Raw genomic sequence first — 26,232 nt, forward strand, 5'->3', positions numbered from 1 at the left:
TGACAGGGCCTCAAAAAAGTCCTTAAATAAAAAGCACAGATCCCAAGACAAAACATAGAGGCGTTGAGGATGAAAATCGGTGTCCCCAAGGAAATCAAAGACCAAGAATTTCGGGTTGGTTTGTCACCGAGCAGTGTGCAAGTCCTCGCCAGTGCGGGTCATCATATTTTGATTGAAACGGGGGCGGGCCTCGGTTCTGGATTTACGGATGCGGAATACCAACAGGCCGGAGCCGAAATTGTTTCTACGGCGGCGATCGCCTGGAAACAAGACATGGTCGTTAAAGTCAAAGAACCGCTTCCCTCTGAATATGGCTCGTTGCGCCCTGGCCAAATCCTATTTACCTATCTCCATTTAGCGGCTGATCGCCAGCTCACAGAAAATTTAATGCGATCGGGCGTGACGGCGATCGCCTACGAAACGGTCACCGACGGCAAAGGTCATTTACCACTCCTTGCGCCGATGAGTGTTATCGCTGGGCGCTTGGCCGTGCAGTTTGGGGCGCGCTATCTCGAAAAACAGCAGGGCGGCAGAGGCGTTTTACTCGGAGGTGTCCCTGGCGTTGGACCGGGTCGTGTGATGATTCTTGGTGGGGGGACCGTCGGCACCGAGGCAGCAAAAATGGCCGTGGGCCTTGGGGCCCAGGTACAGATCCTCGACATTAACGTCGATCGCCTCAGTGATTTAGAAGCGCTATTCGGCTCCCGGGTGGAGCTACTCTACAGCACACCGACCCAAATTCAACGCTGGTTACCCCTCGCCGATCTGGTGATTGGGGCCGTGCTTTTATCGGGCAAACGTGCACCAATTTTAGTGTCCCGTGCCGCAGTCAAACAGATGAAACGGGGTTCTGTCATTATTGACGTGGCTGTAGACCAAGGGGGCTGCATCGAAACCCTGCGGCCCACCAGTCACAGTGCCCCCACCTATCTCGAAGAAGGGGTTGTCCATTTTGGGGTGCCCAATATGCCGGGGGCCGTACCCTGGACAGCAACCCAAGCCCTCAATAACAGCACTTTGCCCTACGTTCTCCAACTAGCCAATCAAGGTTTGGGAGCGATTAAACAAAATCCGGCGATCGCCCAAGGATTAAATATTGCCGAGCGGCGTTTAGTCCACCCTTCGGTGCGAGAAGTCTTTCCCGATCTAGCCGACTAAAAGTTTAGGGAGATTGCTAAATTAGATTTGACAAGAGATCTGTAATTTCCCCTTGGACATCCCTGCGGTTGTCATCATAAATCATCAAGGTATTGAGGTCGGCATGACGAGAAAATTTTTGCACCTTACGCACGTCTCCATTGGTCGCATCAAGGGCCGCCGTAATCCCAGAGTGACGAATGCGGTGGGGTGATAATAATTTTGTGACGCCTGCGGCCTTGGCTGTGTTCCGGACTAACTGGTAAATAGCTGTCCCCGTGAGACGGTGGCCCAGGTGAGCGCGATCAAGGGCAACAAATAGTGGCTGAATTTTATTTTTAGATCCGGGACGGACGGCTAACCAAGCTTTAAGGGCTGTCACTGTTGCGGCCGAGAGTGTCACCCACTGTTTTTGGCGACCTTTTCCCTTACCTAAAATTGCGAGAGATCGCCGTTCGAGGTCTAAATCTTCTAAGTTGGTTTGGACAATTTCATTACGCCGCAGCGCATTATCCCAGAGCAATCTCAAAATAGCGTAATCACGCTTGCCCTTGATGGTCTTCTGGTTAGGAATTTTTAAAATTTGTCGATAAACAGTTTGTGAAATCCCAGTGGTATCTCGATAGCGACTGACCTTTTCTCCTTTGATGCCACCGAGGGTGTAGCGACATTGCCCCAACTGATTCGCCAAACGAACCAATGCTTTGAGGGCGGCAAGACGACGATTAATGGTGGCTTCCTTGAGGCAGCGGACATCCCGTAGATGATTTTTGTAGCGCAGGACGAGGGCGAGGGCCTGGGGTTGCTCCAGATTCAGAAAGGCTTCGACCAGGATTGGTGTGGGTTCGTTGGCATCGGCCACAAACCGAAAAAAATCACGAATATCTTTTTTGTAGGCCCGCCAGGTGTGGGGCGATTTTTGGTTTTCAAGGAGTTGGCTCAGGATGTCCGGATTGTCCGCAGGGACAGAAAAAGGGCCAAGGCTAGCCAGGGATGTTTCCATAATCGGCGATCGCGCAAATCTTGATTTTCTCTACATTTTAGCGGTTTAGCTTACGATAATCACAGTTTTCGATAGCTTGTTTTAAAAGCATTAATTAGCGGTCTCAACCCCAACTTAAGCGTTCAAATTGAGGCTGAGTAAAGAGGTTTTAGGAAGAACGGTGGTCAAAGAGCAACCAACAGGCCACACCAAAAAATGGCACAAAACGTAGGGTTTGCCAGAAGCTATCTTTGGCGGTGAGATCACCCATGAGGAAAATTTGGATAAACCAAAAACAAAGGAGATCCACCATGAAGGCGACGGTGAGGCGGCTATCTCCCAGACGCAAGAGAAAGTAATCAAGGCGATCGCCGAGGAGACCAAATTCAGGACGAGCTAGACCAAACCAACCAATGGCAATAATGCCGACGCAGATTCCGACCCAAGCAAAAAGGCGCGTAAACCATGGTTTAGGTAAAAAAGGCTGAGGGGCAATGGCTCGCCGGAGTGCCATGTAGGGCAGCAAAAAAACATTAGTAAGAAACATCCCGTAACCCCAGAAGGCGAGGTATGGCAGATGTTGACCCTTGCGATCGCTCGCCATTACTGGCAGAAAAAGCCACATCCAGGCGACAGCAAAATTAAAGAGGGCCTCATCTACAGGATTGAGCACCGGGGCCAAAGGCGATCGCCAACCCAAATAATTTAAAATCGGCAGCACAAAAAAGAAATTAAGCGATTCTTGTTTCACCTCTGTCAAAGTCTCAGGTTGCAGTTGCCACAAAGGTTCTCCACCGAAGGGGAAATGACTAGGGGCAAGGAGTAAAGAACCCACATAAAGCAGCCAAAATCCCCAAAAAAAGTTTAATTTTAAATTCATTACCATCAAGACATGACTTTTTTGTGTTTCACCTTAGAATACTGGCCCAGGCTTGGATATGGTCAGAGGTAAGGGTTGGGTATTAGAGATCACTCGCTGCAATTAAAGAATCCTTTCTTTCTGTCTCGTACGCCCCAAAAGCTCGTTAGGATCAAAACGGAAAATTCAATCTTTATATTTAGTTTCAGTAAGTAAAAATTCTTATGCCTACATTACAAGATTTTTTTCAGACCCATCATTTAGCGGGTGACGATTATTGTGTTTTTGGCGTCGCCAGTTGTTTTGTCCGGGAGGAGGGCGAAACCCAGGCGGTTTCTATCCTAGAACCGATTCCCTCAGCGGCCCTCGAAGCACTGTTAAAAGGAATTCCCACATCTTATCGGGTTGCCCAAGCCCTGCCCCTTGGGGATGTTATCCAAGCGGATCAAATCACCTTACCCACAGCCCTAGGCGATCGCCTGCAAATTCCCGATGACTTTTTAGAACGCACCGCCGCCGCCGCCCGCACCTACAAACGCCGCCCCGAAGCCCAGGGCCATATCCCCCTAGGGACACTCCACCAGGAGTTCAACCATTCCACCGCGAAAAAGCGCGTCCTCAATCAGGTTAATATCGTCAACACAGAGGACAATGTGAAGCAACATGCCCATACCCACAAAGTTCTCTAAATGAATTTGTAGACACATTTTTGGCCTAACAAAACTCACACTATGCTAAAACTCTACGGTGGGGCGCGTAGCCGTGCCTCAATTGTGCGTTGGTATCTCGAAGAGCTTGGTGCTGACTATGAATTTGTCCTTCTCGATATGCAGGCGGGCGAACATAAACAACCGGATTTCCTTGCCTTAAATCCCTTTGGGAAAGTGCCTGTCCTAAGCGATGACGAGGTTACTTTATTTGAATCCGGTGCCATTTTGCTCTACCTCGCAGAAAAATTTGGTCACCTCGGCACTTCCCCAGCAGATAAGGCGATCGCCTACCAATGGGTGTTATTTGCCAATTCGACCTTTGCCATGGGACTCACCCCGGCTGAAAATCGCAATGAAGTTATGGCCCGTTATTTGCAGCCCCTAAACGATATTTTGCAAAACGCATCTTTTCTTTTAGGAGAAGCATTTACGGTGGCGGATGTGGCCGTCGGTTCGATCCTCGCCTACATTCCTTTAATGTTCCAAGATGTGGATCTCAGTGCTTACCCAGCCCTACAAGCCTACTTAAAACGATTAGGCGATCGCCCCGCTTTCCAAAAAGCAATTATGAATCGCGGTTAATTCTCGTTACATTTAGTTACAAATTAGTCGCAAAAAACAAAAAAGCATCCTTGCGGGGATGCTTAATCAATTTCTTTTTTAAATAATTCAAAAATGGTGTTTATTTGAAGCCCACTGCCGCTTGCCATACAAATGCCAACAGCAAGAAGAACAAAGGAATTAGAGGCAAAACATCCACGAGGGGATCGAAAATTGAGTAGGCCTCAGGTAATTTCGCAAGTAATAATGCCGCTTCCATATATTTCCTTGTTGAACTGATTTTTCTTATGGTTTGCAGTCAATCCTAGCATGAGTTGGTTCGGGTTCTAGCCATTCGCCGAATTCTTCCACGAAGCGATCGCTAAGGATTGATTCACGAATTCTCACGGTAAATTGAATTAATTCTGTAACGTTATGTAAAGAAAGTAGCATATAGGCTAACATTTCTTTCGCTTTGATTAAATGGTGCAAATAGGCCCGCGTGAAATTCTGGCAGGTATAACAAGGACAAGTTTCATCCAAGGGGCGAAAATCTTCTTTAAACTGGGCATTTTTTAAATTCCAGCGATCGCCTTGCACCAGGGCCGCACCATGACGCCCCAACCGCGTCGGAATCACACAATCAAACACGTCAATCCCAGCGGCGATCGCCTGGGCCATTTCCCGATAGGTGCCCACCCCCATCAAATAACGAATCTTGTTTTTCGGCAGGAGCGGCGCTGTATGCTGTACTACTTGGCGAATATTTTCCGGCGATTCTCCCACACTAACGCCCCCGATGGCATAGCCCGGTAGGTCTAATTTCGTTAAATTCGCCACCGCTTGGGAGCGTAAATCTAAAAAAATGCCCCCCTGGACAATCCCAAACAATGCTTGATCGTCCCGTTCATGGGCAGTAATACAACGTTCCAGCCAACGATAGGTTCGTGCTGTTGCCGCCGCCACCGCCTCCCGGCCCGCATCTCCTGGTGGACATTCATCAAAGGCCATGATCACATCAGCACCCAGGGCATTTTGAATCTGGATTGATCGCTCCGGGGTCATATCAATCAAACGTCCATCCTTCGGCGAACGGAACACCACCCCTTCCTCACGAATCTTACGCATTTCACTGAGACTAAAAACCTGGAATCCCCCGGAATCCGTGAGGATCGGCCCCTCCCAAGCCATAAACCGATGCAGTCCTCCGGCTTTCTGGACAATCTCCTCTCCCGGTTGTAAGTGGAGGTGGTAAGTATTTGATAAAACCATCTGGGCCTGGGCCTGGACTAAATGATCCGGCGTGATGCCTTTCACATTCGCAAGGGTACCCACAGGCATAAATCGGGGTGTTTCCACAATTCCGTGGGGGGTATGAAACACGCCGACCCGGGCATTCGTATGGCGACATTCCTTATGTAGCGAAAAATGAAAATGGCTCACAGATGATGTTCCGAAGATCAATAAAAAATAAAAACGGCAGCAAAAGCCACCGCTTATTCTACCGAGTTCAGGAAACAGAACCTAGAAATTGAAATTTTCATCGTCATCCATGTGGACATCCCAGCGGGCCGATAAAACCTGAGTCACCATCTCTTCTAAGGTACTTTCGGGAACTGCTTTGGTATTGAAAGGATTGGCTTGGGGATTTTCTGCCACTTCCAACCGTAAGACACGATTATCCTGCACGAGTTCAAAATAAGTCTTATCGGTTTCAGCCTGTTTCAGGGCAAGGTAATCGAAGCTATGTAAATTTAGATATAAAGACTGATTGACCACCAAAGTAGCCTGTTGTTCATCATCAAAGACTTCTACAATCCAACCTTCGCCCTGTTTTTGCACTTCGCCATCGAGGTAATGGGAATAGCGGACCCATGCGAGATCTTGGAGTAGACGTTTCATGTCACTTTTATTGACAAGAATACCGGTAGAGACCACACAAGGAGCGGGTAAGGAAGTGGGATGACATTGATGACTCATGGGAATTGACTAAGGGTAAACAAAAAAATATGACAGACTAAAGGTAAATCATCCATAACACTGCCTAGACATGGCAAGCAAATGAGCGCCACCACATCAAGATGAGCCTATGCGATTGTCATTTTACTTGTACAAAAGCTAGCACCCAAGGACAAAGGCTGTGGTTTTACAGTATTGTCTTGGTGTTATGGCGGAGGATGTTTATTAACGGTTTCCAATGCCTCGCCATAATCTTAACTTAAGGTTTGAATTTTGACATCTGAAAACCCACAATCTATCTAATTCTGAGCATCTCAATCAATTTATGGTTCGTTTTTTATCAGGCTTGCTACAGCTTTGGCGATCGCTATTGGGGGCCATTCTTTTTTACACGCTGCTACCGCTGCCCAAGGGAGTACAGCCTAGTTTTATTCGCATTGCCCGTTGGTGTCCTTGGGTGGGTTTGATTATTGGGGGTATACTACTGAGTTTTTTTGGGAGTTTAGAGAGTTTAAAGGTTCCCGCTTTACTCAGGAGTGCGATTTTAGTTGCCTTTTGGTTGGGTTTGACGGGAGGCTTGCATTTAGATGGGGCGATGGATGCGGCCGATGGCTTAGCAGTGACGGAACCGAAACGCCGTTTAGCGGTGATGGCCGATAGTGTTTCTGGTGCATTTGGGGTGATGACAGGGATCTTAATCCTATTGCTCAAGGTCGCTGCTCTCGAAGGTTTAGGATTAGAGTCTTGGTATTTTTTTGTGTTGATACCGGCCTGGGGGCGATGGTCTCAGGTGGTGGCGATCGCCTTTTATCCCTACCTGAAAGCTGAAGGCAAAGGGGCATTCCACAAGCAGCAGTTCCAGTTATATCAAGATTTATACTGGAGTATCTGCCCCATGCTCTTATTCGTATTTTTGAGCTACTTTTTCCTGCCAATTGGCCAATGGTTGAGTGTTATGCTCAGTAATCTTTGGTTTATGGCAGTGGCGATCGCTGTCAGTACTTGGTTTGGTCATAAATTCCAAGGCCATACAGGCGATACCTACGGTGCCACTGTGGAATGGACTGAAGTCGCTTGTCTCGTTAGCATTGTTTTACTCGCGAATAGGCTGTAGGCGCGTTACTTTGAGCGAAAAATCACCATTTCCCGTTTCCCCAAAGGCCCGTACCCGCACAATATAGCGTCCTGTTTCGTTAATGCGCACAAATAGTAATGAATTCGTTGAACCATCAGCAGCATCATCATTTTCTGCAATCGTCGACCCATCCGCCGCCAGCAGCAACACAATCGTATCAAAATCGTCTGAAAGCAAGTCAATGGCAACTTGATCACCCTCTTGGAGAGTAATTGCATAATCCCTGGCAAACCCCCCTTCCCCCGTGGGGATATCCTGATCCGAAAGCCGCTGGTTAATCTCTTGACCAGAGCGAATTCCAAGGGGTCGATACATCATCTCATTGGCGATCGCTTGATTTGCCAGCCCTACAACACTAAAAAATCCGAATATACAACCCCAGTAAATCCGATTCATTCAAATACCTATCAACTTATTGGCTTACTCTTCATACTCTACAACACTACCCAAGCAACGGAATGGGACTTCACTCACTACAAAGGAGAAAGAAAGCAAAATAAAATAAAACCCTCAATCTGCAGATTGAGAGCTTTGATTAGAATATAAAGTTGAAGAATAAGATATTCAGTTTTTCATAAAAGAGAGAAGCTTGGCATTGAGCTATTTTCCCGGTAGGCTACCCCACAGGTATCGTCGCCGCTATAGCGTTTCACATCTGAGTTCGGGATGGAATCAGTGTGGTTCCACTATGCTAAAAACACCAAGCAGTGGTGTGGTCTCACACCCTCAAGACTGCACAAAATACTCATTAGTTCATCGAAATACTTAGTCTAACCATCTGTTTAAGGACAAGCCCTCGGTCTGTTAGGACATCTCGGCTCCATATGTTGCCACACTTCCACCTAATGCCTATTAACGGGTGTTCTTCCCGTGACCTTACTGGATTAACTCCATGAGAGCACTCATCTTGAGGTGGGCTTCCCACTTAGATGCTTTCAGCGGTTATCCGCTCCGCACTTGGCTACCCTGCGTTTACCGTTGGCACGATAACAGGTACACCAGCGGTGCGTCCTTCCCGGTCCTCTCGTACTAAGGAAGACTCCTCTCAATGCTCTTACGCCTGCACCGGATATGGACCGAACTGTCTCACGACGTTCTGAACCCAGCTCACGTACCGCTTTAATGGGCGAACAGCCCAACCCTTGGGACCTACTTCAGCCCCAGGTTGCGATGAGCCGACATCGAGGTGCCAAACCTCCCCGTCGATGTGAACTCTTGGGGGAGATCAGCCTGTTATCCCTAGAGTAACTTTTATCCGTTGAGCGACGGCCCTTCCACGCAGCGCCGTCGGATCACTAAAACCGACTTTCGTCCCTGCTTGACTTGTAGGTCTCGCAGTCAAGCTCCCTTCTGCTTTTGCACTCGATGGCTGATTTCCAACCAGCCTGAGGGAACCTTTGTGCGCCTCCGTTATCATTTAGGAGGCGACCGCCCCAGTCAAACTGCCCACCTGATACTGTCCTTTCACCGGCTTCACGGTTTAAAGTTAGAATTCTAGCCTTGTTAGAGTGGTATCTCACCAGTGACTCCATTACTCCCACAAGAGTAATCTCAACGTCTCCCACCTATCCTGCGCAAACAAAGCCCGAACCCAATACCAAGCTACAGTAAAGCTTCATAGGGTCTTTCTGTCCAGGTGCAGGTAGTCCGTATCTTCACAGACAATCCTATTTCGCCGAGCCTCTCTCCGAGACAGTGCCCAGATCGTTACGCCTTTCGTGCGGGTCGGAACTTACCCGACAAGGAATTTCGCTACCTTAGGACCGTTATAGTTACGGCCGCCGTTCACCGGGGCTTCGGTCGTCAGCTTCGCCTAAGCTAACCAACTTCCTTAACCTTCCGGCACTGGGCAGGCGTCAGCCCCTATACGTCCTCTTACGAGTTTGCAGAGACCTGTGTTTTTGGTAAACAGTCGCCTGGGCCTCTTCACTGCGACCAGCTCTCGCTGGCACTCCTTCTCCCAAAGTTACGGAGCAATTTTGCCGAGTTCCTTAGAGAGAGTTACCTCGCGCCCCTCGGTATACTCTACCACCCTACCTGTGTCGGTTTCGGGTACGGGTCCTATGCTTTCAACACATAACTAGCTTTTCTAGGCACTATCCTTTACTACGCGGAGACCGTAGTCTCCTCCCAATCCATTCAGGGTGTAGCTATCTTTCATGCGTCATAGTTATGCTCCCACACAGGAGTTGAGGAATATTAACCTCATGTCCATCGACTACGCCTTTCGGCCTCGCCTTAGGTCCCGACTAACCCTCCGCGGACGAGCCTTCCGGAGGAAACCTTAGGGTTTCGGGGTATGTGATTCTCACACATATTTTCGCTACTTAAGCCGACATTCTCACTTCTATACAGTCCACATCTGCTCACCGCTAATGCTTCACACCATATAGAACGCTCCCCTACCACTCTTTCGAGTCCGCAGCTTCGGTAACTTGCTTAGCCCCGTTCATTTTCGGCGCAGGAGCGCTTGACCAGTGAGCTATTACGCACTCTTTCAAGGATTGCTGCTTCTAGGCAAACCTCCTGGTTGTCTATGCACTCCCACCTCCTTTATCACTTAGCAAGTATTTTGGGACCTTAGCTGGCGGTCTGGGCTGTTTCCCTCTCGACGATGAAGCTTATCCCCCACCGTCTTACTGGCTGAATTTTACATGGTATTCTTAGTTTGTCTCACTTTGGTACCGCTCTCGCAGCCCGCAGCGAAACAGTGCTTTACCCCCATGCAAGGAAACCAACCGCTGCGCCTAAACACATTTCGGGGAGAACCAGCTAGCTCCGGGTTCGATTGGCATTTCACCCCTAACCACAGCTCATCCGCTCCTTTTTCAACAGAAGTCGGTTCGGACCTCCACTTGGTATTACCCAAGCTTCATCCTGGCCATGGTTAGATCACCCGGGTTCGGGTCTACAAACTGTGACTAACGCCCTTTTCAGACTCGTTTTCACTTTGGCTTCGGCTTTTCACCTTAACCTGCCACAGCCTGTAAGTCGCCGGCTCATTCTTCAACAGGCACACGGTCAGACGTTAAATCGTCCTCCCATTGCTTGTAGGCTAACGGTTTCATGTTCTATTTCACTCCCCTCCCGGGGTTCTTTTCACCTTTCCCTCGCGGTACTTTTACACTATCGGTCACACAGTAGTATTTAGCCTTACGAGGTGGTCCTCGCTGATTCAACCGGAATTTCACGTGCTCCGGCCTACTCGGGATACAGTTAGGCTACTTCGATTTTCGACTACAGGACTTTCACCTTCTTTGGTGTAGCTTTCAACTACTTCGTCTAACCTCTATAGTCCACATCACTGTCCCACAACCCCAACCGCCTAAGCAGTTGGTTTAGGCTCTTCCCGCTTCGCTCGCCGCTACTAAGGGAATCGATTTTTCTTTCTCTTCCTTCAGCTACTAAGATGTTTCAATTCGCTGAGTTGGCTCATACCATCCTATATATTCAGATGGCTGTATTTAGGGTTGCCCCATTCGGAAACCCCCGGCTCAATGCTTGCTTCCAGCTCCCCGGAGTATATCGTCGGTAACCACGTCCTTCATCGCCTCTGTGTGCCTAGGTATCCACCGTTAGCCCTTTGTAGCTTGACCTTTTTTCGAGGTCAGACTCTTGGCTATTTTTGGATTGCTTGTACTTTCGTACTTTCCTACCTAGCTATTATTTCGACTATCTAATATTCTTTTGTGCAGTTTTCAAGGTGCTTTGCTGAAATCTCTTTCAGCATTCAACAACATCTTTCGTCTTTTTTTTTAGACTATGGTGCTGATGCTGAGTTCGTTTCATTATTTCGTGGTTTTGGTGGAGGTAAGCGGACTCGAACCGCTGACATCCTGCTTGCAAAGCAGGCGCTCTACCAACTGAGCTATACCCCCATTGATATCAACAATTGATGATTATCAACGGTTGATAAGTGGGCCATCCTGGACTTGAACCAGGGACCTCACCCTTATCAGGGGTGCGCTCTAACCACCTGAGCTAATAGCCCATGTCCACGAACCTAAATTTGAAAGTGACTCCCGTTTCTCCCCCTCGCACGACCTTCGAGATGACCTTACTGCGTTCTATTTGCTGATTGCTTTCAAACTTCAGTAGGTTAGGTCTCCCTAAAAGGAGGTGATCCAGCCACACCTTCCGGTACGGCTACCTTGTTACGACTTCACCCCAGTCACTAGCACTGCCTTCGGCGCCCTCCTCCGCGAACGGTTAGAGTAACGACTTCGGGCGTTGCCAGCTTCCATGGTGTGACGGGCGGTGTGTACAAGGCCCGGGAACGGATTCACCGCAGTATGCTGACCTGCGATTACTAGCGATTCCTCCTTCATGCAGGCGAGTTGCAGCCTGCAATCTGAACTGAGGCCGGGTTTGATGAGATTCGCTTGCCCTCGCGGGGTTGCTGCCCTTTGTCCCGACCATTGTAGTACGTGTGTAGCCCAAAATGTAAGGGGCATGATGACTTGACGTCATCCCCACCTTCCTCCGAGTTGTCCCCGGCAGTCTCCCTAGAGTGCCCAACTTAATGCTGGCAACTAAGGACGAGGGTTGCGCTCGTTGCGGGACTTAACCCAACATCTCACGACACGAGCTGACGACAGCCATGCACCACCTGTCTCCGTGCTCCCGAAGGCACTCTCGCATCTCTGCAAGATTCACGGGATGTCAAATCTTGGTAAGGTTCTTCGCGTTGCATCGAATTAAACCACATACTCCACCGCTTGTGCGGGCCCCCGTCAATTCCTTTGAGTTTCACACTTGCGTGCGTACTCCCCAGGCGGGATACTTAACGCGTTAGCTTCGGCACTGTCCGGGTCGATACAGACAACGCCTAGTATCCATCGTTTACGGCTAAGACTACAGGGGTATCTAATCCCTTTCGCTACCTTAGCTTTCGTCCCTCAGTGTCAGTTACGGTCCAGTAGAGCGCTTTCGCCACCGGTGTTCTTCCCAATATCTACGCATTTCACCGCTACACTGGGAATTCCCTCTACCCCTACCGTACTCAAGTCACACAGTTTCCACCGCCGATCCACAGTTAAGCTGTGGGCTTTGACAGCAGACTTGCATGACCACCTACGGACTCTTTACGCCCAATAATTCCGGATAACGCTTGCACCCTCCGTATTACCGCGGCTGCTGGCACGGAGTTAGCCGGTGCTTATTCCTCAGGTACCGTCAGTATTCTTCCCTGAGAAAAGAGGTTTACAATCCAAAGACCTTCCTCCCTCACGCGGTATTGCTCCGTCAGGCTTTCGCCCATTGCGGAAAATTCCCCACTGCTGCCTCCCGTAGGAGTCTGGGCCGTGTCTCAGTCCCAGTGTGGCTGCTCATCCTCTCAGACCAGCTACTGATCGTCGCCTTGGTGGTCCCTTACACCACCAACTAGCTAATCAGACGCGAGCTCATCTTCAGGCCAAAAAAGATTTCACCTCTCGGCATATCGGGTATTAGCAGTCGTTTCCAACTGTTGTCCCCGTCCTGAAGGCAGATTCTCACGCGTTACTCACCCGTCCGCCACTAAGCCCGAAGGCTTCGTTCGACTTGCATGTGTTAGGCATACCGCCAGCGTTCATCCTGAGCCAGGATCAAACTCTCCATATTAGACTTTTTTACTCATTCCTTAGAATTTTCATTTGTCTTTAGCAAGAGATGTTTTTTAAGGCTCTCTTTATCCTTAACTAAGCTCCTTGGTATCGATTGTTTCAATCTCAACCAGCTCACTTGTTATAATCTTGTTTAAAACAAGGGGGCGGATAGTCACTTTCAAATTCTATTCTTTTGTCTCGGTTCGGGGCGGCGGTTCAGTGCGTCTCTCTCAACCGCGCTTAACTATATTAACCACACAACTCGGAGATGTCAACACCTTTTTCCAATCTTTTTTCGGATTTGGATGAAAAATCCCTGGAATGCCCTCAGAGCAAGGGGTTTGGTGGCTGGAAAAATTTGGTTTTTTGAGTTCTTAAGCCCCTCAATCTGGATTTGACAACCACGTTCTATTCCTCTCGATTAGGTGAGGATTTCAGCGAGTTGGTTTTGCTCCCAGAGTTGTTTGTAGAGTCCGTCTTGATTGATTAGGTCTTCGTGGATGCCTGTTTGGACGATTTTGCCGTGATCCATGACGAAAATGCGATCGCCTTTGGCGGCGGCGGAGAGCTGGTGGGTGATGAAGATGACGGTTTTGTTTTGGGGGGAGTGGGAGAGGTAGTCGAGAATTTCGGTGGCCGTTTTGTTATCGACGCTAGATAGGGCATCGTCGAGGATGAGGACAGGGGCATCAATCATGAACGCGCGGGCCAGGGAGCTACGCTGGCGTTGTCCACCGGAAAGGGTGATGCCGCGTTCACCGACAAGGGTGTTGTATTGCCTTGGGAAGTTCAGAATTTCGTGGTGAATTTGGGCCTGTTGAGCGGAAGATTCAATTTCGGGTTGGTCACTACCGGGTAAACCATAGGCGATGTTGTCGCGGATTTGGCTGCTGAAGAGAAAACTCTCTTGGGGAACATAGGCGATCGCCTGGCGTAAATCTTGGAGACGAATATCAGTGAGATCTTGCCCATCGAGGAATAATTGACCGGGTTCGATATCAATTAGACGGGGCAAAGCATTGGCTAGGGTCGATTTCCCTGCCCCAATAGACCCCACAATGGCAATAATTTCACCGGGGTTAATGGTGAAGTTGAGATCATCTAGGGCTGGACGATTGTCACCGGGGTAAGTAAAAGAGAGATGCTTAGCAACAATTTGGCCTTCGACCTGGTGACGATCCAAAGGATGGGCAGTGGTGCGGTCTTGGATGAGGGGTTGATTGTCGAGGATGGCTTCAATGCGATCAATACTCACCTCACCCCGTTGATAGGAGGTAATCGTGAAACCCAATAAAGCTGTGGGTACAACCAATCGTTCGACCAATAAAATGAGGGCGATAAAATTCCCCACCGTCAGTTCATCAGCGGTAATGGCCCTCGTCCCAAAGATCAACAGGATTAAGAGGCTGATATAGGAAATTCCTTCAATAATTGGAAAGAGGAGATTCCGAATCCGGGCGAGGCCGAGATTGGCTTGTAATAACTTTTGATTTTGCTTGTCAAAGGCTTGGCGTTCGTTGGCTTCCTGGGCATAGATTTTGATCAAAGAAATGCCACTCATGTCTTCTTGGATCAATTGACTGAGCTCTGAAAGCTCCTCTTGGACTTCTTTTTGTTCGTCCCGCAAGCGACCACTAAACAGTTGTACCGTGAGTAACATGGCTGGATAAACGGCGATCGCCATCACACTGAGCTTGCCATGGAGCGACAACATCACTGGTAAGGTCATCGCGTAGGCAAACACCGTATTGGCTAGACTAAGCACGGAAAAACCCAGGAGACGGCGCACATTATCCACATCACTGGTGGCCCGGTTGATTAAATCTCCGGAGGATTGACTGGCAAAATATGCGGGCTCTAGGGTGAGGAGATGTTGGAAAATTTTTTGCTTTAGATCAAACTCCACTTGCCGACCCACACCGAAAATCGCCACGCGGGAGAGCATCCGGATGCCCCACATGACTGAGGCGAGGAGCAACATTAACAAAACAGCACGGGTTAAATTGCCTAGACCGACATCTGTTTGGAGCGAATCTACTGTATTACTGAGGATAATCGGCAGATAAACGCCCAGGCCATTAACGAGAATAAGGGCGCCAATCCCCAGCCAAATGTCCCGTTGATAGGGTTTGAGGTAGGCCAGAAGTCGGCGCAAGCGAGAGGAAGCAGCCATAGCAGGTGTGTGATTCTAAAACATGGACAATTCTTCTATTGTGACGGATCGATTCCAACGCTTCATGGAAATGGAGAATTTCTGCATCTCAAAGGTTGGGTAATAATAAAAGTGGCGATCGCCTTTTGGGGGAAAGAATCTATGCGGGTAATTGGTTTAATGAGTGGCACTTCGGTAGATGGCATTGATGCGGCCCTGGTAGAGATTCAGGGGGAAGCCGACACCATCGAGATTGAATTACTCGGCTTTACGACCTATTCCTACGCGCCCCCACTCCGAGAAAAAATCCTCGCCGTGTGTGCCGGAGAAAAATTCAGTGCCTTTGAATTCGCCGCCCTCGATGACGAAATTGCCCACAGTTTTGCCACTGCGGCGAGGCAACTCCAGGAACGCTACGGCAAAGCAGAGTTAATTGGCTCCCACGGACAAACTATTTTCCACCATCCCCCCAACGGCAACTTGGGCTTGAGTTGGCAACTGGGGCGTGGTGAGGCGATCGCCCAACAAACCAAACTTAAAACCGTCAGTAATTTTCGTCGGGCCGATCTTGCCGCCGGAGGACAGGGCGCACCGCTTGTGCCGAAGGTTGATGCTTACCTTCTAGCTGACCCAACAAAACACCGCTGTATTCAAAACCTGGGGGGCATCGGCAATGTCACTTATCTACCACCAAAAAATCAGACCAATTGGGAAAATTACGTGATCGGTTGGGATACTGGCCCCGGTAACGTGCTGTTGGATTTAGCGATTCAAAAGTTAACCAACGGTGCCCAAGCCTACGATCAAGATGGCATTTGGGCATCCCAGGGGACCCCCCATTTAGGTTTGGTAGAGCGCTGGCTAGGGGATCCTTTTATTGAGCAATTGCCGCCCAAGTCCACGGGTCGGGAATATTTCGGCGTGGACTTTCTCGAAAAATGCTGGCGTGACGCCCAGGATCTCCAACTCTCAGAAGCGGATTGGTTGGCGAGTTTGACAGAATTTACAGCCTTAACGGTGCAGCGAAACTATGAGCTCTTTTTGCCGCAACTGCCCGATGAAATTTTTCTCTGTGGGGGTGGATGTCGCAATGGTTATCTCAGAGAACGCTTACAGGCCGCCTTCGGAAATCAGATTCCCATCAGAAGCACCGATGACCTGGGCTTAAACCATGATGCAAAAGAGGCGATCGCCTTTGCAGTTTTAGCCTACTGGCGCGTTCAGGAATTTCCGGGAAATCTGCCGAAGGTGACGGGGGCGCAATGTCCGGTTCTGCTAGGAGAAATTCATTGTCCTTACTGAACAAAGGGTTCGAGAGTGGCCACCACTGATTCCGCCAGGGTTTGGAGATGATAGCCCCCTTCTAGGGCGAACAGGATTGGACAAGGTAACTGCTGGCAAAATTCGCTAAAAGTTTTGTAATCCTGGGGTTGGAGATTCATTCCTGCTAAGGGATCTTTGGCGGTGGCATCGTAGCCCGCACTGACAATTAATAGATCCGGCTGAAACTTTTGCAAGTAAGGTAAAACCACGTCCTGGAATTTTTGGGTATAGATCCTTTGATCTGCACCTGGTTTGAGGGGAATATTTAAAATATTTTGGTGGCGACCGTGATGGTGGGCCTGGCCAGTGCCAGGATAAGCCGGATCCTGATGGAGAGAACAATAGACAATCTGGGGATTTTCCTCGACTAAATATTCTGTGCCGTTGCCGTGGTGGACATCCCAATCGAGGATCGCCACTTTTTTAACCCCCGCTAAACTCAGAGCATAGTGGGCGGCGATCGCCACATTTCCCAGCAGACAAAATCCCATCCCAGTGCTGCGGGTGGCGTGATGGCCAGGGGGCCGCACCAAGGCAAAGACAGGTTCTTTTGTTTGAAGCGCTAAATCGACCCCATCCAAACAGGCGTTCACCGCCAAAAGCGCCACATTAAAACTTTGGGGTGAAACAGGAGTATCTGGATCCCAATAGCCACCGCCAGATTCTGCCAATTTTTGCAGTTCTTTCAAATAGTAGTCGTCATGCAATTGGCGCACCCAGGGCAAAGGATCTCGAAAGGCGATCGCCGTGGGTTCGTGCCATTGAATTTGGTTCGCCCAGGAAACTGTTCTCAGGGCTTGGGCGATCGCCGTTAACCGTCGCGGACTTTCTGGGTGGGAGCGCCCCGTGTCATGGTCAAGAAATTGATCAGAATAAATCAGATGAATCATGGTATTCGCTACACTAAAGCATTGCTAGGAACAAAAAACAATGAAATTTCTCGGTAAATTAATCGGCCTTGGCTTGATTCTTTTGGGCATTTATTTTCTGGGTAAAAATATCTTTTTTACAACTGGTGGTTATGGCTGGCGGGGAGTCGCGGCTGATCTAGCCGTCATGACCCTGGCTGGTGGCGTCGTTTCCCTCTTCATCCTCCCAAAAGATAACCGTGTCTTGGGTTGGATTTTAATTGGGGCCTCAATTCTTTTGATTTTTGCAGGGGGACGCGCGATTCTCACCCCTGTCAGTCTCTGGCAACTCTTTATTTCTCTTGCCTCCATGACCTCCGGTTACCAACTGCTGCGCACTGGCCGAATTAACCTTTAGCATACTGGGATTTTTCATCTGCCTAAATCCTTTGTGACAAAAGCTAAGGATTCTACAAGCCACAAAAAAAGGCGGTTGCTTAATGCAAATAGCCGCCTCTCAAGATTTTTGATTTTACTGGAGTCTAGCCATCCAGCAGCGCTTCAACAAATTCATAACTAGAGAAGGGTCGGAGATCTTCAATTCCTTCCCCAGCGCCGATAAAGCGAATTGGTAAACCAAGTTGTTGGCTCACCGCTAGAGCAACACCGCCCCGGGCCGTACCATCTAATTTTGTCAGGACAACGCCACTGAGTTTTGCAGCTTCCGAGAAAACTTGGGCTTGCCGTAGACCATTTTGGCCGAGGGTTGCATCTAGGACTAAGAGGGATTCCACCTGGGCATCGGGAGCTTTTTTATCGACAATCCGCCGGATTTTCGCCAGTTCATCCATCAAGTTTTTCTTATTTTGTAAGCGGCCAGCCGTATCCACCAGCAAAATTTGTGCCTGCCGTGCTTGGGCGGCGGTAATACCATCAAAAACTACCGCTGCGGGATCAGTATTTTTGCCGGGGTTGGCGATTACAGGAGTGTCAGTTCTTTCGCCCCAGACTTTTACCTGTTCGACGGCAGCGGCCCGGAAGGTATCAGCAGCAGCAATGACACAGCGATAACCCGATTGGTTGGCAAGGTGGGCCAGTTTACCGATGGTGGTGGTTTTCCCGGCACCGTTGACGCCAGTGAGCATCCAGACATTGAGCTTGTCGGCTTCGGGAGCAAATTCGGTGCTGGGTAATTTCGCCAGGGGTTTATCGAGGATGTCCCGGAGGATTTCTTTGAGATAGGCGATCGCCGCTTCAGGGGGGAGTGCTTCCTGGCGGAGTCGTTCCTGGAGGGTTTCGATAATGTAATCGGTGGCCTCAATGCCCACATCAGCCTGGAGTAGGAGCGATTCAATTTCTAAGACTGCTTCGTCATTGAGCGGCCCTTGACCCACCACAGCCTTGAGTTGATTGACCAAGCTACGGCGGGTTTTACCGAGACCATCCCGGAGCTTTTTGAGCCATTCAATTTCTTCGAGGGAAATATCACTGGCATCACGGCCTTGATCAGCAAGTACCTTGGCAGACCAGAGGAAATTTTCGTCAAACTCTAGTCCTTCCGTATCGATCGCCGTTTCTTTGAGCTTTTCGAGGCCGTCGGACTTTTGCATCCAAGCGGGCGTTGCTGGGGTAGTTTCCGGTTTTGGTTCCGCTACTGTCTCGCTATCTGGGGCACTCTCTACTTCGGCAGCAGTAACTTCTGGTGCTGGCTCTGGGGCAACGGGCGCAACGGTTTCAGTTGCTTTGATCTCGGTTGGTTCACTGTCTGATTCTGGGGAAACTGCTTCTGCTGGGGCTTCCGGTTGAGGAGCGATTTCTTCAATGGTTTCTGGAGCTTCTGCCGTTGGTTCGGGGGCTGGTGTTTCTGGTTCAGTTTCAGCAGGCGTTGATTCTAGTTCTGATTCCTGGGGTTCTGTGGCTTCAGGTTGATGGGTCTCAGTTGTTTCAATACCCTTTTTTTCTTGGATATTTTTGTAAGCGGATTTCGCCCAGTTTAGGTAGTCAATTTCTGGGGTTGATGTCGTCTCAGGTTCGGGGGCAGCAACTTCCTCCGGGGGGGATTCTGGCACCTGTTTTTCTGTAACGGTTGGTTCAGAGGTGTCTTGGGATTTGTCAGTTGTCTTGCGCCGAAACCAATCAAAGATAGCCACAGAAATTCCTAGGAGAGTAAATGAACTGTTTTCATTATTATGGCTTGATTGGGGTTTGTAAACGGAGGGTTTCCCGACCGTTTAGGCATTGGCGACGGGGTGGTTTGGTATGATCGGGCGATGGTGTTTTCCCACTAGAAATTCTATTTTGTTATTTGGCGATCGCCTTTTCCCAGCCTATGAATTTACCGAAGGATGATTTGCTCAAGGGCGTTGAAAACCGTGCAGAACTCAGTCGGCTGCTCGACCAAGCGGATCAGGCGATTCGCACTTGGGAAATTGTCCAGACGGATTTTCTCTCGCCGCCAGTACTCTACGAAGCCTTAGAAATTTTTGGCAAGCTCACGGAAGTCCAGGTTGTCCATGGAGGCGGTTACCCCCAAGCAGAACGGCAACGGTTGGCGATCGCCCGCGAAGAAATTCCCCTCGATGCCAGCCATGTAGAAATTGCCGCCTTGGACATTGCCGGTAATTTTTTGTTTGATACGGCGACCCACCGGGATTTCCTGGGTTCGCTCCTCGGTACCGGGCTCGTGCGGGACAAAGTCGGTGACATTCTTGTGTTAGGCGATCGCGGTGCCCAGGCTTTGGTCATTCCGGAACTCGTGCCCTTTTTAGAAACATCCCTAGTGCAGGTGCGTTCCGTACCAGTGAAAACGCGGCCGATTCCCCTCGAAGAATTAAAAGTACGCCCCCCGAAAAAGAAAGAACTCACCACCGTCGAAGCGTCCCTCCGTTTGGATGCCATTGGTTCGGCTGGTTTAGGGATGTCCCGGGCAAAAATGGCCGAGGCGATCGCCAGCGGAAATGTGCGGGTCAATTGGAAAACCATTACCCAAAGCAGCTACAACGTCAAAGCAGGCGATCTGATTTCCCTTAGGGGCAAAGGCCGCGTCGAAGTTGGCGAGATCAACATGACCAAAAAAGAACGTTATCGCGTTAATCTCACCCGTTTTGTTTAGGCTTTGTCTTTGACTAATTTGTAGAGCCGCTTAAATTCCCGCTGGCGTACCCGGTGTTCCACAATCGGCTCTGGGTAATCATGCTGCTGACAGAGTAAACGGGGAATTTGGCCGGTGAGTAAAACCTGGGTATCCAAACTGCTGAGCTCTGGCAACCAGTGGCGAATGTAGTCTGCTTCGGGGTCAAATTTTTGAGCTTGGGTGTAGGGGTTAAAAATTCGCAGGGGTTTAGGATCCATGCCGCTGGAAGCACTCCACTGCCAACCGCCATTATTCGCCGCAAGATCCCCATCAACGAGGGTTTGCATGAAATATTTTTCGCCCCAACGCCAATCGATAATCAAATCCTTGGTGAGAAAACTAGCAACAATCATCCGACAGCGGTTGTGCATCCAGCCCGTTTCGTTGAGTTGACGCATCGCTGCATCAATAATCGGATAGCCCGTTTCACCTGCGCACCAAGCTTGAAATTTCTGCTCGTCATTTTCCCAGGGAAAGTCTTTAAACTCTTCCCGGTATGGCCCCTGGGCAAGTTCCGGAAAGAAAAAGAGACAGTGTTGATAAAATTCTCGCCAGGCTAATTCCTGCTGCCAGGTTTTCACGCCCACTGTAGCTTCTTCGCTGCGGCAATTCTCCAGGGCGGTTTCTGTGGCTTGCCAAACCGTCCGAATGCCGATCGCCCCAAATTTCAACGCGGCACTAAGGCGGGAGGTGCCATCGGTGGCCGGAAAGTTGCGATCGCCATCGTATTTTTCAATAAAATTCTCGGTAAATCTATCTAATTGCTCCAGGCTGACAGCTTCCCCCACGGGTACAGTAAATGGTTTATCCCAACTAAAACCCAGATCAGCCAAACTCGGTAAAGCGATCGCCCCTAGGTCTTTCGCTGATTTCTGTTCTGCATCACTCAGTCCTTGGCAATCTTTGAGGGCAGTAACGGGGGCGGCTTTGGGCTTTTGTGACCAATTTTTCCAGAACGGCGAATACACGCTATAGGGCTTTTTAGACTGGGTGAAGACTTTCCCTGGGGCATGGAGGAGCTGATCCCAAAAGGTTTCTACCTTGGCTCCCACCTCACGCAAGGCGATCGCCATCTGGTGATCCCGCTGTTGGGCATAGGGTTCCACGTCTAGATTCCAGTAGACCGTATGGACTTTGAGAGATTCTGCAACTTTGGGCAAGACCTCTAAGGGATTCCCCTGGAAAATCAGCAGTTGACTGCCCGCTTTTTGGTAATTTTCTGCCAATTCTGCCAGGCACGCTAACAGATACTTCACCCGCGCCGGAGCCACATCTTCTTTTTCTAAAATGGCCGGATCGAGGCAGAAAATGCCGACCACCTTGGCCGACTGTTGCCGTGCTTCTGCCAAGGCGACATTATCCTGTAGCCGCAAATCTCGCCGATGCCAATGTAAAACCAGTTCAGCCATCCTTAAAAAATTGCCCCATTCGCTGCGGCTTATATCCTAATCGAGCCACAAAAAAGGAGCAAGGCAAAGCCCTGCTCTTGGCATTTATCTCTTTATTATCATTTCACTGGGAAAAAATTATTCAGCCTTTCCAGAGGACTCTTGTAAACCCATCATGTGGGCGTTGCTCTTGCCGGGGATGACCATCGGATAACAGTTTTCGTCCTTTTTCACCCGCACGTCCAACAACACAGGGCCATTGTGGGCCAACATTTCGGCGATCGCCCCCGACAGATCATCCGGATGATCCACCACCATCCCCTTCACCCCAAAGGCTTGGGCGAGTAGCTCAAAGTTCGGCATCCCTGCCTCCATGTTGGAGGAAGAATAACGCTGACCGTAGAAGTTTTGCTGCCACTGGCGCACCATCCCCTGCCAGCCGTTGTTGAGGATGACTGTCTTTACTTTAATTTGGTACTGGGCCAGGGTTGCCAACTCTTGCAAACACATCTGAAAGCTTGCATCCCCACTAATACAAATCACCTCTTCGTCGGCGATCGCCACCTTTGCCCCTAGAGCCGCCGGGAGACCAAAGCCCATAGTGCCCAAGCCCGCACTAGAAATCCAGCGGCGGGGGCCATTCTTCAGGAACTGAGCCGCCCACATCTGGTGCTGACCCACATCCGTCGTGTAGTAGGCATGGGGAGCCTGGCGGTCTAACTCCACAATCACCGACTGGGGCGAGATCGAATCCGCAAAGCGAGGCGCGACCAAAGGATGTTTTTCTTTCCAACCTTGAATTTTATTGAGCCATTCTTCCGTGGGCTTATTACCGAGGGGTAAACCCTTGCCGCCTAGCTGTTGCAACATTTCAATCAACACATGGCGCACATCACCAACAATGGCGACTTCCGGCAAACGATTTTTACCCACCTCAGCGGGGTCAATATCAATGTGAATCACCTTCGCTTCCGAGGCAAACTCATCTAATTTCCCCGTCACTCGGTCATCGAAACGGGCACCCACCGCAATCAGCAGATCGCATTCACTCACGGCGAAATTAGCATAGGCCGAACCATGCATCCCTAACATCCCCACGGAAAGGGGATTATGTTCATCAAAAGCGCCCAAGCCCATTAGGGTTGTGGTCACCGGAATTTGGAACTGTTCGGCTAATTCTTTAATTTCTGCATGGGCACCAGAGGTAATGGCACCGCCCCCGACGTAAAGCAATGGCTTGCGGGATTCAGAAATTAGACGTACCGCTTCCCCAATTTTGGAGGTATCTCCTTCGGTGCGAGGTTTGTAACCAGGGATATCCACATCACCGGGTTCAACGGGAATATATTCACACAGTTCCAGGCCGACATCCTTGGGGACATCCACTAATACAGGGCCGGGCCGACCCGTGCTTGCAATGTAAAAGGCTTCGGCAACGATCCGGGCCATATCCTTCGGATCCCGCACCACATAGGAATGTTTCACTACGGGTAGGGTAATGCCAAAAATATCTGTCTCCTGGAAGGCATCTGTACCGATCGCCGCGCGGGTGACTTGGCCTGTAATCACTACCATGGGGATTGAGTCCATATGGGCTGTGGCAATCCCTGTGACGAGGTTGGTTGCTCCAGGGCCAGAGGTACCAAAACAAACCCCCACTTTGCCAGTCGCGCGGGCATAGCCATCGGCAGCATGGGAAGCTCCCTGTTCGTGGCGCACAAGGATGTGCTTAATTTCTCCCCGTTCTTCCACTGGGTGTAGGGCATCGTAGATGGGCAGGATCGCACCACCGGGATAGCCAAAAATATATTCGACACCATGGCGCTTGAGGCTATCGATCAAAATGTATGCACCGGAACGAACCTCTGAACGGACAGCAGTCTCAGTTGCTGCGGGGGAAGTTGTTGAAACCACGGGAGTTACCTAAGGAATAACTTAAAGGACGAAGAATACACCAGAAATAAGATCTCTGCTTCCCTATAATTTTTTCCGATAGGGGGATAGATTATTTTGGCGTTTTGTTGTATTGAAGCCTACATTTTAAAAGAATTCATGCAGACTGTCGAGATACTGTATCATAGGCTGCTTTTAACTTAGATCAGCTTATTTTTGAGAAGCAATCCCCTGTAAAGGGTTTGTTACATGGATGTCAGCGAACAATCATGAATGACACCCCTCTAGCTCTCTTCAAGGGATACCACCCACTGGCCTAGCGGCCACCTCCCTCAAGGGAGGATTGGAGGCATTCTTGGGTGGCTTGGATGAGGGGATAGAGGGGGCCAAGCTGTTCACTGCCATTGGTGCCAAAATCACTGTGGCACAGATAAATTTGGGTATCAGTGCGGGCAAGGAGGTCTTGGATAATATCTTGGAGCCGTTGGCGATCGCCTTGTTGTTCGAGCGCCAGGGACCAAGGCTCCCCTTGCCAACTGCGTTGAAAAACGCCATAGCCAAACAGGGTTGCGGCACCGCCTTTTTCCCAGAGACGTGATCCCGCATCTAGCCAAAACTGATAGGAGTGGTGACGACGGGCGGAGCGATATTGAAAGATGGTTGCGAGGGTAATGGAATTGGGGGGTTGGTGGTTAAAGTTGTACTGGGGGAGCGGATTGGCGGTAATGGTTTCTGCTTGGATTAGTTGCAGCAGGTCAGCAAGCTGGGCTGCCGTTGTGTCTGGACGATCCAGGCGATCGCCACATTGCCAAAAGTGTTGGGCGGTCTCGCTGAGTTCCCGCAGGGTTGCCAGTTGGCCATAGCTGGGGGCGAGTTTTTGGAGATAAAAGGTTTGGATTGCCTGGTTTAGGGTCTGCAAAATGCCCTGGGGCGTAATTTGATGGGTTGCTTGGGTTTGCTCGATCCACTGGCGGATAGCTTCGTAGGCTTGGGTGGTTTGATAACCGAGGCGATCGCCCCTGGGCATCGTCGTTGCTGGGAGCAGTTGGGGCCGCTCCGGGTCGGGCTGGAAACAATAGTCCACCAACAAACCAGCCCGCACGGGATCGATTAATGGCTTTTCGCTGGCGGTCTGAGATAGCATCATGAGCATTTCCGCCACAGCTTGGCTCTGGATTAGCCGTCCACTGCCCGGATAAATTAACGCCAACAAAGTCAGCAGCGATCGCCCCCAGGGAGAACTCGCAATGGGCCGCTGTTCCCGCAGGGGTTCTAGAGGAATTTCGGCGGCGAGGCTCTCTATCAAGGTATAACGGGCCACCTCATCGAGACCAGGCGCAATAATCGCAATGTCCGCTGGCGCAACTCCCTGATCTTTCACTAAAAATTGAATCTGCTCACTGACCCGTGTCAGCAGTTGGGCGCGGGCAACCGTTTGAATGGATTGGATGGTGGCGGGTAGTTGTCCCCCAAACTGGGGTTGGGTCACAGTCTTTCGAATTTGCGCTGTGAGGGTCGCCCCCAGGCCCGATGGTCGTTCTAAGTGAATCACCTCGCATCGTTGCGCCAATTGGCCCCAATAATCAGGATCACCGCTTAAACCGAGGCGAATTCTCCCGGCGGGATTTTCTGTAAAGACTCCGGTGCAACCTTGATTCAATAAAATGTCCGCTAAATCCTTGGCGATCGCCGGATAATCTTGGCCATCATCGGCGAAAATTGCCCCAAACCGTTGCCCTAGGGAAGCTTGATATTGTTCATTTTCGAGTAAATATTGCCCGTAAAGATTGTAAATAATGCCATAGGTGAGAAAACCTCGTCCTAAGCACCAATCCCGCCACTGTTGGATCAGTTTTCCTGCCGTTTCTGTAAATTCCTCTCGGTTTGTCTCTGCACCAATGGCCACCGTTCCCGTCAGTAAGGATAACTGTCCAGCTATCAGCCGTTGAGGAATCTCTTCTAGGGCAATGCCCGCCGCACCCGCCAGCAGCAAAATATCCAATAGCCGTCGCACCAAGCGATTCTGAAACCGCTCATTGGGCAGTAACTCCCAGGTAGCTAGGGTGTCGGCCCACAGTTCCCGCGCCAACTTTTGTTCCATCTCTGGCCGCAACCGCAGGGGAAATGGAGGGGCGATCGCCAACTGTTCGCAGATTAATGGGAAAAATAGCTCCACCTCATCGGCCATGAACGCCACTGGGGTTTTACTCACAAAAGGATAGCTGCCGCGAATTTCTTGGTGAATCAAGTCCGCCAGCAGCCGCTGATTTTGATTATTTGCCGCCAAGACCAATAATCCCGGCACCAATACCGCCTGGGGATCCTGCCCTGCCACCCAAGCTTTTAGCCGCGCCACCAATGCCGTCGTTTTCCCAGAGCGCGACTGACCCCGTAACCAAATTGCCCCCATCAGACCACCAAACAATCCCATCTACTTCGATTACAATAACCAACTAACACAAAACCTCCCCAAAATCCTCCCTAGAGGGAGGTGGCCGTCAGGCAAAAGACTTTCTCCCCTTGAGGGGAGTTAGAGGGGTGGCCCCTTCAGGAAAGTTAGAGAGGTGGCCCTTATTAAGGAATCCCAA

19 protein-coding genes, 2 tRNA genes and 3 rRNA genes are annotated in these 26,232 nt (G+C 50.1%); 7 read left to right on the forward strand and 17 right to left on the reverse strand.

Going from position 1 to position 26,232, the window contains the following annotated elements; genetic code table 11:
* Window positions 1–69 precede the first annotated feature (69 nt).
* Window positions 70–1,158, forward strand: a complete 1,089-nt coding sequence (gene ald, locus AWQ23_RS13835) for an alanine dehydrogenase (RefSeq protein ID WP_062436269.1) — start codon at window positions 70–72, stop codon at window positions 1,156–1,158.
* 16 nt (window positions 1,159–1,174) lie between these two features.
* On the opposite strand, the gene AWQ23_RS13840 is transcribed toward ald, so the two are convergent.
* Window positions 1,175–2,140, reverse strand: coding sequence for a tyrosine-type recombinase/integrase (locus tag AWQ23_RS13840; protein ID WP_062436271.1), 966 nt, complete (start codon window positions 2,138–2,140; stop codon window positions 1,175–1,177).
* Between the two features lie 148 nt (window positions 2,141–2,288).
* Entirely contained in the window at window positions 2,289–2,999 is a 711-nt protein-coding gene (locus AWQ23_RS13845) for a hypothetical protein (RefSeq protein WP_062436273.1), read from the reverse strand.
* Window positions 3,000–3,202: 203 nt separating this feature from the next.
* Here AWQ23_RS13845 and AWQ23_RS13850 point away from each other — a divergent pair, with 203 nt between their 5' ends.
* Together AWQ23_RS13850 and AWQ23_RS13855 are read left to right on the forward strand one after the other, a co-directional pair.
* Window positions 3,203–3,667: a hypothetical protein gene (locus AWQ23_RS13850; protein WP_012308369.1), complete on the forward strand. Its 465-nt coding sequence runs from the start codon at window positions 3,203–3,205 to the stop codon at window positions 3,665–3,667.
* Window positions 3,668–3,709: 42 nt separating this feature from the next.
* A complete protein-coding gene (locus tag AWQ23_RS13855; RefSeq protein WP_062436275.1) occupies window positions 3,710–4,270 on the forward strand; it encodes a glutathione S-transferase family protein in 561 nt (186 codons plus the stop codon).
* Window positions 4,271–4,370: 100 nt separating this feature from the next.
* Here AWQ23_RS13855 and AWQ23_RS13860 read toward each other — a convergent pair whose 3' ends face one another.
* The 3 genes from AWQ23_RS13860 to AWQ23_RS13870 form a co-directional block, all read right to left on the reverse strand.
* Window positions 4,371–4,508 (reverse strand): photosystem II reaction center protein K, encoded by a 138-nt coding sequence (locus AWQ23_RS13860; RefSeq protein WP_012308371.1) that lies wholly within the window; start codon window positions 4,506–4,508, stop codon window positions 4,371–4,373.
* A gap of 26 nt (window positions 4,509–4,534) precedes the next feature.
* Window positions 4,535–5,671 carry a tRNA guanosine(34) transglycosylase Tgt gene (gene tgt, locus AWQ23_RS13865; protein ID WP_062436277.1) on the reverse strand — a complete coding sequence of 379 codons (1,137 nt, stop codon included), beginning with the start codon at window positions 5,669–5,671 and terminating at the stop codon, window positions 4,535–4,537.
* 81 nt (window positions 5,672–5,752) lie between these two features.
* The gene (locus AWQ23_RS13870) at window positions 5,753–6,208 is read right to left on the reverse strand and encodes a hypothetical protein (protein ID WP_030008237.1); all 456 of its coding nucleotides are present in this window, start codon (window positions 6,206–6,208) and stop codon (window positions 5,753–5,755) included.
* A gap of 304 nt (window positions 6,209–6,512) precedes the next feature.
* On the opposite strand from AWQ23_RS13870, the gene cobS reads away from it, so the two are divergent.
* A complete protein-coding gene (gene cobS, locus AWQ23_RS13875; protein WP_062436279.1) occupies window positions 6,513–7,301 on the forward strand; it encodes an adenosylcobinamide-GDP ribazoletransferase in 789 nt (262 codons plus the stop codon).
* Here the strand turns inward: cobS and AWQ23_RS13880 are convergent.
* The 7 genes from AWQ23_RS13880 to AWQ23_RS13910 all read right to left on the reverse strand — a co-directional run bounded on the left by AWQ23_RS13880 (window position 7,281) and on the right by AWQ23_RS13910 (window position 15,080).
* A complete protein-coding gene (locus tag AWQ23_RS13880; RefSeq protein WP_012308375.1) occupies window positions 7,281–7,718 on the reverse strand; it encodes a PPC domain-containing protein in 438 nt (145 codons plus the stop codon). The genes cobS and AWQ23_RS13880 overlap by 21 nt on opposite strands.
* Window positions 7,719–7,909: 191 nt before the next feature.
* Window positions 7,910–8,027: ribosomal RNA gene (gene rrf, locus AWQ23_RS13885) — 5S ribosomal RNA — on the reverse strand.
* A 79-nt stretch (window positions 8,028–8,106) separates the two neighbouring features.
* Window positions 8,107–10,918, reverse strand: a 23S ribosomal RNA gene (locus tag AWQ23_RS13890).
* Between the two features lie 206 nt (window positions 10,919–11,124).
* Window positions 11,125–11,200 (reverse strand) — tRNA-Ala (locus AWQ23_RS13895).
* A gap of 39 nt (window positions 11,201–11,239) precedes the next feature.
* Window positions 11,240–11,313, reverse strand: a tRNA-Ile gene (locus AWQ23_RS13900).
* 121 nt (window positions 11,314–11,434) lie between these two features.
* Window positions 11,435–12,923, reverse strand: a 16S ribosomal RNA gene (locus AWQ23_RS13905).
* The 16S, 23S and 5S rRNA genes sit together here with 2 tRNA genes alongside, the layout of an rRNA operon.
* Window positions 12,924–13,328: 405 nt before the next feature.
* A complete protein-coding gene (locus tag AWQ23_RS13910; RefSeq protein WP_062436281.1) occupies window positions 13,329–15,080 on the reverse strand; it encodes an ABC transporter ATP-binding protein in 1,752 nt (583 codons plus the stop codon).
* Between the two features lie 141 nt (window positions 15,081–15,221).
* Between AWQ23_RS13910 and AWQ23_RS13915 the strand changes: the two genes are divergently transcribed.
* Complete coding sequence (locus AWQ23_RS13915) at window positions 15,222–16,361, forward strand: anhydro-N-acetylmuramic acid kinase (protein ID WP_062436724.1); 1,140 nt, start codon at window positions 15,222–15,224, stop codon at window positions 16,359–16,361.
* On the opposite strand, the gene AWQ23_RS13920 is transcribed toward AWQ23_RS13915, so the two are convergent.
* On the reverse strand, window positions 16,355–17,272 hold the full coding sequence (locus AWQ23_RS13920; protein ID WP_062436283.1) for a histone deacetylase: 918 nt from the start codon (window positions 17,270–17,272) through the stop codon (window positions 16,355–16,357). The genes AWQ23_RS13915 and AWQ23_RS13920 overlap by 7 nt on opposite strands.
* Window positions 17,273–17,312: 40 nt before the next feature.
* Here AWQ23_RS13920 and AWQ23_RS13925 point away from each other — a divergent pair, with 40 nt between their 5' ends.
* Entirely contained in the window at window positions 17,313–17,648 is a 336-nt protein-coding gene (locus AWQ23_RS13925) for a hypothetical protein (RefSeq protein ID WP_062436285.1), read from the forward strand.
* Between the two features lie 124 nt (window positions 17,649–17,772).
* Here the strand turns inward: AWQ23_RS13925 and ftsY are convergent, their stop codons facing one another.
* On the reverse strand, window positions 17,773–19,380 hold the full coding sequence (ftsY, locus tag AWQ23_RS13930) for a signal recognition particle-docking protein FtsY (protein ID WP_232308916.1): 1,608 nt from the start codon (window positions 19,378–19,380) through the stop codon (window positions 17,773–17,775).
* 179 nt (window positions 19,381–19,559) lie between these two features.
* Between ftsY and AWQ23_RS13935 the strand changes: the two genes are divergently transcribed.
* A complete protein-coding gene (locus AWQ23_RS13935; RefSeq protein WP_062436728.1) occupies window positions 19,560–20,342 on the forward strand; it encodes a photosystem II S4 domain protein in 783 nt (260 codons plus the stop codon).
* On the opposite strand, the gene AWQ23_RS13940 is transcribed toward AWQ23_RS13935, so the two are convergent.
* From AWQ23_RS13940 to AWQ23_RS13950, 3 genes are all read right to left on the reverse strand, one after another.
* Window positions 20,339–21,772, reverse strand: coding sequence for an FAD-binding domain-containing protein (locus AWQ23_RS13940; RefSeq protein WP_062436286.1), 1,434 nt, complete (start codon window positions 21,770–21,772; stop codon window positions 20,339–20,341). The genes AWQ23_RS13935 and AWQ23_RS13940 overlap by 4 nt on opposite strands.
* Before the next feature lie 117 nt (window positions 21,773–21,889).
* Complete coding sequence (gene ilvB / locus AWQ23_RS13945) at window positions 21,890–23,665, reverse strand: biosynthetic-type acetolactate synthase large subunit (protein ID WP_062436288.1); 1,776 nt, start codon at window positions 23,663–23,665, stop codon at window positions 21,890–21,892.
* A 295-nt stretch (window positions 23,666–23,960) separates the two neighbouring features.
* Entirely contained in the window at window positions 23,961–26,075 is a 2,115-nt protein-coding gene (locus tag AWQ23_RS13950) for a hypothetical protein (RefSeq protein ID WP_232308917.1), read from the reverse strand.
* Between the last annotated feature and the right edge of the window lie 157 nt (window positions 26,076–26,232).

This window comes from Picosynechococcus sp. PCC 73109, assembly GCF_001521855.1.
GTDB lineage: Bacteria > Cyanobacteriota > Cyanobacteriia > Cyanobacteriales > MRBY01 > MRBY01.

What these genes read in the sequence shown, in the direction of transcription:
- AWQ23_RS13840 (WP_062436271.1), bottom strand. Translation starts at nt 2,140, where the DNA reads ATGGAAACATCCCTGGCTAGCCTTGGCCCTTTTTCTGTCCCTGCGGAC.
- AWQ23_RS13870 (WP_030008237.1), bottom strand. Translation starts at nt 6,208, where the DNA reads ATGAGTCATCAATGTCATCCCACTTCCTTACCCGCTCCTTGTGTGGTC.
- ald (WP_062436269.1), top strand. Translation starts at nt 70, where the DNA reads ATGAAAATCGGTGTCCCCAAGGAAATCAAAGACCAAGAATTTCGGGTT.
- AWQ23_RS13920 (WP_062436283.1), bottom strand. Translation starts at nt 17,272, where the DNA reads ATGATTCATCTGATTTATTCTGATCAATTTCTTGACCATGACACGGGG.
- AWQ23_RS13910 (WP_062436281.1), bottom strand. Translation starts at nt 15,080, where the DNA reads ATGGCTGCTTCCTCTCGCTTGCGCCGACTTCTGGCCTACCTCAAACCC.
- cobS (WP_062436279.1), top strand. Translation starts at nt 6,513, where the DNA reads ATGGTTCGTTTTTTATCAGGCTTGCTACAGCTTTGGCGATCGCTATTG.
- AWQ23_RS13935 (WP_062436728.1), top strand. Translation starts at nt 19,560, where the DNA reads ATGAATTTACCGAAGGATGATTTGCTCAAGGGCGTTGAAAACCGTGCA.
- AWQ23_RS13850 (WP_012308369.1), top strand. Translation starts at nt 3,203, where the DNA reads ATGCCTACATTACAAGATTTTTTTCAGACCCATCATTTAGCGGGTGAC.
- AWQ23_RS13940 (WP_062436286.1), bottom strand. Translation starts at nt 21,772, where the DNA reads ATGGCTGAACTGGTTTTACATTGGCATCGGCGAGATTTGCGGCTACAG.
- AWQ23_RS13925 (WP_062436285.1), top strand. Translation starts at nt 17,313, where the DNA reads ATGAAATTTCTCGGTAAATTAATCGGCCTTGGCTTGATTCTTTTGGGC.
- AWQ23_RS13880 (WP_012308375.1), bottom strand. Translation starts at nt 7,718, where the DNA reads ATGAATCGGATTTACTGGGGTTGTATATTCGGATTTTTTAGTGTTGTA.
- AWQ23_RS13915 (WP_062436724.1), top strand. Translation starts at nt 15,222, where the DNA reads ATGCGGGTAATTGGTTTAATGAGTGGCACTTCGGTAGATGGCATTGAT.
- AWQ23_RS13845 (WP_062436273.1), bottom strand. Translation starts at nt 2,999, where the DNA reads ATGAATTTAAAATTAAACTTTTTTTGGGGATTTTGGCTGCTTTATGTG.
- AWQ23_RS13860 (WP_012308371.1), bottom strand. Translation starts at nt 4,508, where the DNA reads ATGGAAGCGGCATTATTACTTGCGAAATTACCTGAGGCCTACTCAATT.
- AWQ23_RS13950 (WP_232308917.1), bottom strand. Translation starts at nt 26,075, where the DNA reads ATGGGATTGTTTGGTGGTCTGATGGGGGCAATTTGGTTACGGGGTCAG.
- AWQ23_RS13855 (WP_062436275.1), top strand. Translation starts at nt 3,710, where the DNA reads ATGCTAAAACTCTACGGTGGGGCGCGTAGCCGTGCCTCAATTGTGCGT.